The following is a 9,210-nucleotide window of genomic DNA, read 5'->3' as shown; positions in this document are numbered from 1 at the left end:
TTTCAGTGCGAAATTACCGCTCTGGACAGGACGTAGCCTTATGAAGACACATCCACAGTACGAACCCTGGCTGCAGGGCATGCTCATCATCGCGAAGCACTACCGGCTGGATTTTTCCGCGGAGCATGTTCGGGTCACGATTAACCACGAAAGCCAGTCTCCGCGCCAGCTGGTGCTGGAGGAGATGGCGCGCCAGCTTGGGCTGGGGATGCGTGTGGTGGCGGCTGAAGCGGTATTCCTCGATCCGTGGCGCCTGCCGCTTCTGGCGGAATTCACCGGCGGACAAATCGCGGTCATCAACCGCATGGACAGCGAAGGCAACGTCAGCCTGCAGTTTAGCGGCGACGCGGGGCTGGAGACGACGCTGACGCGTGATGAGCTCGGGACGCGGTTAAAGGGCCTGATGGTGCTGCGCCCGCTAGAATCCACGCCGGATGCCCGCGTGGACGACTACATCAAACCGTATGAAAAAAACTGGTTCTGGCAGCTGGCGCTGAAGGACTGGCGACGCTACAGCGACATTATGCTGGTGGCGCTGGTCGCCAACGTGCTGGCGCTTTCCGGCATGGTCTTCTCCATGCAGGTCTACGACAGGGTAGTACCGTCGCAGTCGGAAGCCACGCTGTGGGTGCTGTTTGGCGGCGTGATGATTGCCATCGTGTTCGAATTCATCATGCGCATGCTGCGCGTGCATATTTCCGACGTGGTGGGGAAACGCGCCGACCTGCGTATATCTGAACGCGTTTTTGCCCACGCGCTGCGGATTAAAAACGGCGCGCGCTCGAAATCAACCGGATCCTTTATCGCGCAGATCCGCGAGCTGGAGTCGGTGCGCGAGCTCATCACCTCGACCACCATTGCGGCTATCTCCGATCTGCCGTTCTTCCTGCTGTTCGTCTTTATTCTGTGGATGATTGGCGGCCCGCTGGTGCTGGTGGTCCTGCTCGCTGTGCCGCTGCTGCTCATCCCCGGCCTGCTGGTGCAGCGCCCGCTGGGTAAACTCTCCAGCGAAGGGATGCGTGAATCCGCCATCCGTAACGCCACGCTGGTGGAAGCGGTGCAGGGCATTGAGGACATCAAGCTGATGCGCGCCGAGCAGCGTTTCCAGAACCAGTGGAATAACACCAACGACGTTGCCGCCAGCGTCGGCATGAAGCAGCGCTGGCTGACGGGCCTGCTGCTCACCTGGACGCAGGAGGTGCAGTCCATTGTTTATGCGGTAGTGCTGCTGGTGGGGTGCTATCTGGTCATCAGCGGCGATATGACCACCGGTGCGCTGGTGGGGACCTCGATTCTGGCATCGCGGACTATCGCGCCGCTGTCGCAGATCTCTGGCGTGCTCTCGCGCTGGCAGTCGGCAAAAGTGGCCCGCAAGGGGCTGGACGACCTGATGCAGCGGCCGATTGACGATCCGCAGCACGGCAAGAAGGTGCACAAAGCCCACCTGCGCGGCGACTATGCCCTTGAGGACGTCGGGTTTTATTACGACGAGGAAGAGAAACTCACCGTGCTCAACATCAGCAAGCTGCAGATCCGCGCCGGAGAGCGCGTAGCGGTGCTCGGGCGGAACGGCTCCGGGAAAAGCACGCTGTTACAGCTTCTGGCGGGCATGCAGGAGCCGCAGCAGGGCAGCATTCTGCTGGACGATATTGCCCTCAATCACCTCGACCCGGCCGACGTGCGTCGCGACATGCAGCTGCTGAGCCAGCAGGCCCGGCTGTTCTTTGGCTCCGTGCGGGACAACATCCTGATGGGGAACCCGCTGGCGACCGATGACGAAATTCATCAGGCGCTGGTTAACAGCGGCGCGCTGGAGTTTGTGCGTAAACAGAAAATGGGGCTGAACTATATCATCAACGAGGGCGGGGCTGGCCTCTCCGGCGGACAGCGTCAGGCGCTGCTGCTGGCGCGCGCCCTGATTACCTCGCCGAATATTCTGCTGCTGGACGAGCCAACGGCCTGGCTGGACGAAATGAGCGAGAAGCAGTTTATACAGCATCTTCATAAATGGCTGGGTAAACGCCGGACGCTGGTGGTGGCGACCCATCGCCTGCCGATTCTGGACCTGGTCGACCGCATCATTGTGCTGGAAAACGGCAGGGTGGTGATGGACGGCCCGCGCGATGCGATCCTGCATCAGCACGGTATGGCGCCGCAAAAGACAGCCCAGCGCACCTTGACCATGAAGCCAGCAGCGGTTGCAGAGGAGGGCGCGGCATGAATGATTTCTCTCGTTTCAATAGCCGGCTGAAGGAGCCACGCCTGCCGAGATCGTCACTGGTGGCATGGTCGCTTTTCGCCCTGCTGGCGGTGTTTATCGCCTGGGCAAGCCTGTTCCATCTTGATGAAGTGACGACCGGCAGCGGCAAGGTAATACCGTCTTCGCATGAGCAGGTCATTCAGTCCCTGGAAGGCGGCATTATCCACAGCCTGATGGTGCGCGAAGGCGACATTGTTGAACGCGGCCAGCAGCTCGCGCAGCTTGACCGGACAAAAACCGAGTCGAGCGTGCTGGAGAGCGAGTCTCGCCTGAATGCGGCGCTGGCAACGGCGGCGCGACTCAAGGCCGAGGTGAACGACACGGAACTTGCGTTCCCGGAAGAGCTGGATGACGACGTTGAGCTGGTTAAACAGGAAACGGCGCTCTACCAGTCCCGTCGTGAAAGCCTCGAAAAGGGACTGGCCGGCTTACGTCAGGGCGCCGAGCTGGTGCAGCGCGAGCTGTCGTTAACCCGTCCGCTGGTGACCCAGGGGGCGGCCAGCAAGGTGGAGGTGCTGCGTCTTGAGCGTCAAAAAAACGAGCTTGAGAACAAAATCACCGAAATGAAAAACCAGTATTACGTTCGCGCCCGCGAAGAGCTGGCGAAAGCCAATGCCGAGATTGAAGCCCAGCGTTCGGTGATGAAGGGGCGGGAAGACTCTCTGACCCGGCTGACCTTCAATGCCCCGGTTCGCGGGATCGTGAAGGATATTGACGTCACGACCGTGGGCGGCGTTATCCCGCCGAACGGCAAGCTGATGAGCCTGGTCCCGCTTGACGACCAGATGGTGGTTGAAGCGAAAATTTCGCCGCGCGATGTGGCCTTTATCCATCCCGGCCAGAAAGCGCTGGTGAAAGTGACGGCCTATGACTACTCCATTTACGGCGGGCTGGAAGGCGAGGTGACCATGATTTCCCCGGACACCCTGCAGGATGAGGTGAAAAGGGATGTTTACTACTATCGCGTCTATATTCGTACCGACAGTAACCATCTGACCAATAAGCAAGGTCAGGAATTTCCGGTCTTTCCGGGCATGATTGCCACCGTTGATATTAAAACCGGCAGCAAAACCATTCTGGATTATCTGTTAAAACCGCTGAACAAGGCAAAAGAGGCGCTGCGGGAACGATAGTTGAGTGGCGTTCGGAATTCCGAACGCCGGGTGGATTATACGGTTGACGTCACGCTGTGAGCGTGGCGTCGCTCTTTAGGGACAACGTTGATGTAATGCGTAACATACGCAAAATATAAACCGGCATAATTTTCGACGAGTTCGATAAACGCCGGGTATACCGATAGCCGACCATCACCCCGATCTTTCAGATAGCCCGCCTCTTGAGCCGATTTGATAATCCGGTTGACGTGGATGCGCGAAACGAAAAATTCTTTTGCGAGCATGCTGGCTGAATATTCAATGACGGCACCATGGGCAGATTTGTTTTTCATAGCCTGCAGGTAAAGATAAAGCATAATCATACGACCGCCATCTTTATCAATAAATAATCCCACTTCCGGCAATACCTTTCTGAACGTTAATCCCCGAAAAAGATATTCTGCCGCGCGGCGGAAGAAGTTATTTCTCAAAATATCATTATCCAGCAGGTTTACGTTAATATTGAATGTCGGATAAAGAATACTGACGGGCAAAAAAGCGCCGGACATATATCGCTTAAGTTCATTCAGGCCTTTTTCGGTTGGCGCGATTCTCGTTTTACGTCGGTCTTCCGTACAGCGCCAGGTCTTGATGCGCCCGGTGGTTCTCAGTATCGTAATGATCGCAATGACGCTGTTGGGGCTGGCTATCTTATAGCGAGAGCATAACTCTTTAATCTCTGAAACTGACTCGGCCTGATTTCCAAAAATAAAACAACACATGGAGAGAATAATGTTGAATCGTGATTCCTGCAGCATGGTCTTGTAGAACAAAGGTTGTTTTTTGTAGATGGTGTCATTAATTGCGTAGTGCTCTAATATTGCCTCACCGAATCGCGGATTGTTCTTTATAACATCCCTTCGATGTAGCAAGGCCCTGGATGAGATGTGATTATCCATAGCGTTTTTCTCGTATTTGAATGAACCGATAGATGAAGTATCCAGTCTTCTTTTTCGGAATTTTCATTATACCCTGAGATTAAAACATTTGCCGTGGTTATTTGAAAAGAAAAGTATATTTAAACGCCGGTGATTAACGCAAAGATGTTCCGGTGAGTTCGGTTGATAACAGTTTATTAACCAGACAGGGTACGATAAAATTATACTACGCAACAGGTACAGTAAATTTTACGCATTCTCAAATGGAAATGGCGCTTTGGAGCCCAGGAGCAGGTTATGACCCACAAAATTTCTCTCAGAAATGGGGCTTGCGATGAACATAAGTTTGTCATCTCAGCCTGCGGTTTCACATTCCAGGGATATTGTTCGATCCTTCATAAATACGGAATCCACGCCTCCAGGATTCACTTTAACGGAGATGAGGCATCTCAACAGGATATTGAAAATATCCTTAAAAATCAGAATGCGCATATCGTGGTGTTTCTCGGGAAAGGCGTTGTCAACCTTCTGGAAAGCCTGAAGCGACTGGCATCGATACTCAATGCACTCCCCGTCATTCGGCACGTCACGCTGTATGGTGATATTCCCGATGGCTGGCTGTATCGCACGCTGGGCAGTCTTTTAAATAACCGCTATCAATTATCATTGATTCGCTTAGCGCATGTTTCAGATGTCATGACCTGTTTTCATACCCACCATAACGGGTTTAAGGACTACTCACGGTTATTACGCGAGCGCAGTTCGGATATTTCATCGAATGACAACATTAAGTGGCTTACAAGAAGAGAGATTGATGTATTGCTAAATTTCTACCGCGGAATGTCCGTAAAAGAAATGTGCGACAGAATGGATCTCTCGAATAAAACGGTTTATACCCACCGTAAGGAAGGTGTGCTGAAATTAAGGTTAATTAAGCGATGGCTACACGATCCGCACAATTTCAAAGCGGAACGAAGTATTAAACAGCGGAATCAAAAAACGGAACTTACGGATAAAGAAGCAGAAATTTTCAATGCATTGCATAAAAAAGAGATATTTCCTGCCTATCAGATTATTACCGATCGCGATAAAAAAGGGGTAGGTTTTGAGATACTCATTCGCTGGAATAAAAACGGTAAAATTGTCAAGCCAGCCAGCTTTCTCACGGATATCTCAAATCATGAGATATGGTTAAAAATTACGGCGCTGGTCATCCATGCCGCCGTTTCAGGTATTAATAAGTATAACGGGAAATATTATTTTTCTGTGAATATCCCGCCTCGTCTGGCTTCCGGAAATGCCTTGCCTGATATGGCACGCAAGGCCATCGATATGCTGCTTAAACCGCAGTGGGCCGAAAAGCTGGTCTTTGAATTTGCAGAGGATATTGACGTGACGAAGGACAAAAGGATCCCTGAAACCATGCGGCATTTACGCAATACGGGGTGTCGTTTGTTTCTGGATGACTGCTTCTCTAACCACCAAACCATGTTCCCGGTGCGGCAGGTGCATTTTGATGGCCTCAAGCTGGATCGCGACATCGTTGAGCATTTTGTGGCAAACGACAATGACTATAACTTGATTAAAGCGATACAGATTTATAGCGACATGACAGGAACGGATTGTATTGCAGAGGGGGTTGACAGTGAGGAAAAGTTTGAGAAATTAGTCGCTCTGGGCGTCAAAAACTTTCAGGGGTATTATTTATCGCGCGCCGTGAAAGAGGAAGAGTTAGATCGCATGGTCAGGATGTTTAGCTAGTAAAATAAAGCCCCGAAGGGCCTTTTGTTATTTTCTACCCAGCAGCAGGCCGAGAACAATACCGACAGCACCCGCGGCGATGAGGCCGGTAAGGGGATTATTTCTGACCGCTTCTGTGACGTCGGAAACGGCATCGCTGGCCTGAGCGGCATACTTTTTCGCAGCACCTTTTACCTGATGTTTTGGTGAGTCGACGAATTCACCAAACTGCTGCTGCGCTGAACCTGCGAGTTCATCAAATTTATTTTTTGCCTTGTCTTCAGCAAACTGGGTGTTTTTATCAGTACCGATATCAGACATTTTTGCCTCCTTTTGTTGATAGTTAAAGGATAGCCGCTCTTTGTGGATGTGGGAGACGCAAGGCTAAATTCGGCACCTGACAGGGCGGTTTTAGGATATATCTCTATACCGGGAACCCGTTATTTCTCATTGTCATCCTGACCGTAATACAGTTTCCCTATGCGGATCAGCGGGCGCCCCTGAGACTTACGGTGCAGGTTACTGTCCCTGAGCGAATAAACGCACCCGCAATATTCCTGCTGGTAAAACTGTTCCCGCTTGCTAATCTCAATCATGCGTGAGGATCCGCCCTGTTTGCGCCAGTTATAGTCCCAGTAAACCATACCCGGATAGCGCGCGGCCGCACGCTGGCCGCAGTCGTTGATCTGCTGCATATTCTTCCAGCGGGAGATCCCCAGCGAGCTGCTGATGACGCTGAATCCATTTTCTGCCGCATAGAGCGCGGTACGCTCGAAACGCATATCGAAACACATGGTGCAGCGGACACCGCGCTCGGGTTCCCATTCCATGCCTTTCGCGCGCTCAAACCAGTTATCGGTGTCGTAATCGGCATCAACAAACGGCACGCCGTTCTTTTCCGCAAACCGAATATTCTCCTCCTTGCGAATCAGATATTCCTTTTGCGGATGGATATTGGGGTTATAGAAAAAAATCGTGTATTCAATGCCCGACGCCTGGATAGCCTCCATCACTTCCCCCGAGCAGGGGGCACAGCAGGAGTGCAGCAGCAGCTTGTGGGCACCGTCTGGCAGGGTAAGTTGTGGGCGAATAAAAGGGGCTGTCGTCATGGCGTTCTGCGATATGTTTATGAAATTTATGGAAGGGTAGCATAAATTCAGAAACTGCGGAGAAGCTCATTAAGACAGCGGATCTCAGGATATTTGCGTTACCGTTTCCTCTACGCACGTTTGAAGCGAAAATTCATTCGTATAAGCGCAGCGGCCAGCGGGACGGTAGGCCGGGCAAGCGCAGTGCCACCCGGCAGAAAAGACGGTTAGTAATGGATCGTCAATTTAACGGCAGGTAGATATCCGTTTGCAGCGCGTGTTCCGGCACCTCGTGAATAAAGTTGAGGTAGTGGAAAAATACCGGGGCATCGCGCAGCGTTTCGCCGCTGGCCGGTAGCCAGTCGCGAAACATCGCCCACACCGTGGCGGAAATGGTATCCAGCGAACCGGTGTGACGCCCTACGGCGTAGCGTCCGCCGTCGATTTCACCATTGGAAACCCCAAATTCATTCTCTGGTATCGGTTCCGAGATACTGCCGCAGATATCGAAACGAAAGGCGTCTGCTGGCGTGGTTGCCGGGTCATCCCAGGCAATGCCAAACGTGCTGCTTTCGTGTACTGGCGATAAGCCCGTGGTTTTACGCCAGGCAATAAATTTCGACGCGCTGTCATTAACCCGATCCGGGCTGCCACGGTGGTGCAGCATTGCCACTCGGGTCTGCGGGAAATCGACAATCTTAACTTCCATCGTTTTTTGCTCCTGAAAGGTCATTTTTGGTACGCGCTGATGCCAGTTCAGCCAGTCCGGCTGTTGCCGAAACTGACGTGGGCTTTTTCCAAACGCATTTCTGAAGGCGCGACTGAACGATTCAGGGCTCTGGAACCCGGCATCGAGCGCAATATCAATCACCTTATCCTGAGGATTAAACGCCAGCCGCCAGGAAGCATGACGCAGGCGTAGCCACTGGATATAGCGATACAGAGGCTGACCGCTAAATGCCAGAAACTGCCGGTGAAAATGATAAGGCGAACAGCAGGCTAACGCGCTGAGCTTCTCCAGCGTAAGCGGCTCATCGAGATGGTGGGCAATATAGTCGCACACCATCGTGAAGCGCTCGCGGTAGGCCGTTTTTATTGCATCGTTCATTGCATCCTCCTGATGACCCACTTTGCCTCACCGAATGGACATAATCCTGACCGATCTTGCTAATTATGGAGAAGTTATACTGGCCGCATATCGTTGTGCCGCAGCAATCGCCCTGTCGTCAAAAATATACTGTTCGAAATGATGGCTCGCATCGGTGACGCGATATATTTTCCATTTACCGTCTTCATTGCGCAGATACACGTTTAACCGCTGTTTTTGCCCATTACCTGCACCCAGCTCGACGTTAACAACTTTTCCGGACACCGAGTTTATCGCGTTGCTTACGCTTAGGTCAGGGATCCACTCCGCCGCATAGTCTTGCGTATAGGTAAAATAATCAGAACCGATAATTTCTTGTTCATAGAGAGAGGAAATTTTCTGCAGTCGGGAGAGCGTGTCTTGCGCAATATAGTCACGCATTTTTGGTGAATCGAGATTATCTTCTTTGCTGTCTGTAACGAAAGCAGTGAGGTAAAACGCGTAAAAGTCATGAGTACGTTTTTCCGGCTCATCCATTTGCGTTGAACATCCCGTCAGTAACAGGCACATCAAGAGAACGTAACGCATCAGCTTTTCCTGTAAATTTTGTAAGCAGGGCGTGAGGAGCGATATCCCGGGCCACCCCACATATCTCTTTGTCTGAAGTCAGAGTACCAGGCAGTGCCGTCATAAATTGCCATGTGACCCGCAGGATTACCTCCTGCATAAGGCTGAATAACAACCACATCGCCTTCCTGTAATGTTTCACCTTGCCCTAAAACTCGAAAACCTGCCCGTTCAAGGTTACTGCCATAGTCTTTTGCGGTAGGTGCATTGCCAATATCCACGCCACCTGCACGTATTGCCTTACGCGTATATTCTCCACAGCGTTTTTGCGATGAAGTTCCTGCATTTTGGCGTGCATGCAGGGCTGCTGCGTGTTTGTTCCATGCCATGTGTTAACTCCTGTTGTATATGAAATCGTCACTAAACAACGGAAGCT

Annotated in this window: 9 protein-coding genes; 3 read left to right on the top strand and 6 right to left on the bottom strand. The window is 52.0% G+C overall.

Annotated elements, in window-relative coordinates; genetic code table 11:
* The first annotated feature begins 40 nt into the window (after window positions 1-40).
* Both RVY89_RS07955 and RVY89_RS07950 read left to right on the top strand, forming a co-directional pair.
* Window positions 41-2,221 carry a type I secretion system permease/ATPase gene (locus RVY89_RS07955; RefSeq protein WP_484827446.1) on the top strand — a complete coding sequence of 727 codons (2,181 nt, stop codon included), beginning with the start codon at window positions 41-43 and terminating at the stop codon, window positions 2,219-2,221.
* Entirely contained in the window at window positions 2,218-3,393 is a 1,176-nt protein-coding gene (locus RVY89_RS07950) for an HlyD family type I secretion periplasmic adaptor subunit (protein ID WP_484827445.1), read from the top strand. The genes RVY89_RS07955 and RVY89_RS07950 overlap by 4 nt, the downstream gene beginning before the upstream one ends.
* A gap of 35 nt (window positions 3,394-3,428) precedes the next feature.
* Here the strand turns inward: RVY89_RS07950 and RVY89_RS07945 are convergent, their stop codons facing one another.
* Entirely contained in the window at window positions 3,429-4,313 is an 885-nt protein-coding gene (locus RVY89_RS07945; protein ID WP_484827444.1) for a MarR family transcriptional regulator, read from the bottom strand.
* Window positions 4,314-4,589: 276 nt separating this feature from the next.
* Here RVY89_RS07945 and RVY89_RS07940 point away from each other — a divergent pair, with 276 nt between their 5' ends.
* Complete coding sequence (locus RVY89_RS07940) at window positions 4,590-6,053, top strand: EAL domain-containing protein (protein ID WP_484827443.1); 1,464 nt, start codon at window positions 4,590-4,592, stop codon at window positions 6,051-6,053.
* Between the two features lie 27 nt (window positions 6,054-6,080).
* Here RVY89_RS07940 and RVY89_RS07935 read toward each other — a convergent pair whose 3' ends face one another.
* The 5 genes from RVY89_RS07935 to RVY89_RS07915 all read right to left on the bottom strand — a co-directional run bounded on the left by RVY89_RS07935 (window position 6,081) and on the right by RVY89_RS07915 (window position 9,163).
* Entirely contained in the window at window positions 6,081-6,353 is a 273-nt protein-coding gene (locus tag RVY89_RS07935) for an ElaB/YgaM/YqjD family protein (RefSeq protein WP_045910495.1), read from the bottom strand.
* A gap of 119 nt (window positions 6,354-6,472) precedes the next feature.
* On the bottom strand, window positions 6,473-7,141 hold the full coding sequence (locus tag RVY89_RS07930) for an epoxyqueuosine reductase QueH (RefSeq protein WP_484827442.1): 669 nt from the start codon (window positions 7,139-7,141) through the stop codon (window positions 6,473-6,475).
* Window positions 7,142-7,361: 220 nt separating this feature from the next.
* Window positions 7,362-8,228: an AraC family transcriptional regulator gene (locus RVY89_RS07925; protein ID WP_484827441.1), complete on the bottom strand. Its 867-nt coding sequence runs from the start codon at window positions 8,226-8,228 to the stop codon at window positions 7,362-7,364.
* Between the two features lie 63 nt (window positions 8,229-8,291).
* A complete protein-coding gene (locus RVY89_RS07920; protein ID WP_484827440.1) occupies window positions 8,292-8,795 on the bottom strand; it encodes a YqhG/Tai3 family protein in 504 nt (167 codons plus the stop codon).
* On the bottom strand, window positions 8,795-9,163 hold the full coding sequence (locus tag RVY89_RS07915; RefSeq protein WP_484827439.1) for a hypothetical protein: 369 nt from the start codon (window positions 9,161-9,163) through the stop codon (window positions 8,795-8,797). The genes RVY89_RS07920 and RVY89_RS07915 overlap by 1 nt, the downstream gene beginning before the upstream one ends.
* Window positions 9,164-9,210: the final 47 nt, after the last annotated feature.

Source organism: Enterobacter sp. 3U4, from assembly GCF_057224565.1.
The sequence above is the reverse complement of the archived record's forward strand: the minus strand, read 5'-3'. Positions and strand labels throughout refer to the sequence as shown.

Coding starts and splice junctions, on each gene's coding strand:
- RVY89_RS07955 (WP_484827446.1), top strand. CDS start 41: ATGAAGACACATCCACAGTACGAACCCTGGCTGCAGGGCATGCTCATC.
- RVY89_RS07950 (WP_484827445.1), top strand. CDS start 2,218: ATGAATGATTTCTCTCGTTTCAATAGCCGGCTGAAGGAGCCACGCCTG.
- RVY89_RS07945 (WP_484827444.1), bottom strand. CDS start 4,313: ATGGATAATCACATCTCATCCAGGGCCTTGCTACATCGAAGGGATGTT.
- RVY89_RS07940 (WP_484827443.1), top strand. CDS start 4,590: ATGACCCACAAAATTTCTCTCAGAAATGGGGCTTGCGATGAACATAAG.
- RVY89_RS07935 (WP_045910495.1), bottom strand. CDS start 6,353: ATGTCTGATATCGGTACTGATAAAAACACCCAGTTTGCTGAAGACAAG.
- RVY89_RS07930 (WP_484827442.1), bottom strand. CDS start 7,141: ATGACGACAGCCCCTTTTATTCGCCCACAACTTACCCTGCCAGACGGT.
- RVY89_RS07925 (WP_484827441.1), bottom strand. CDS start 8,228: ATGAACGATGCAATAAAAACGGCCTACCGCGAGCGCTTCACGATGGTG.
- RVY89_RS07920 (WP_484827440.1), bottom strand. CDS start 8,795: ATGCGTTACGTTCTCTTGATGTGCCTGTTACTGACGGGATGTTCAACG.
- RVY89_RS07915 (WP_484827439.1), bottom strand. CDS start 9,163: ATGGCATGGAACAAACACGCAGCAGCCCTGCATGCACGCCAAAATGCA.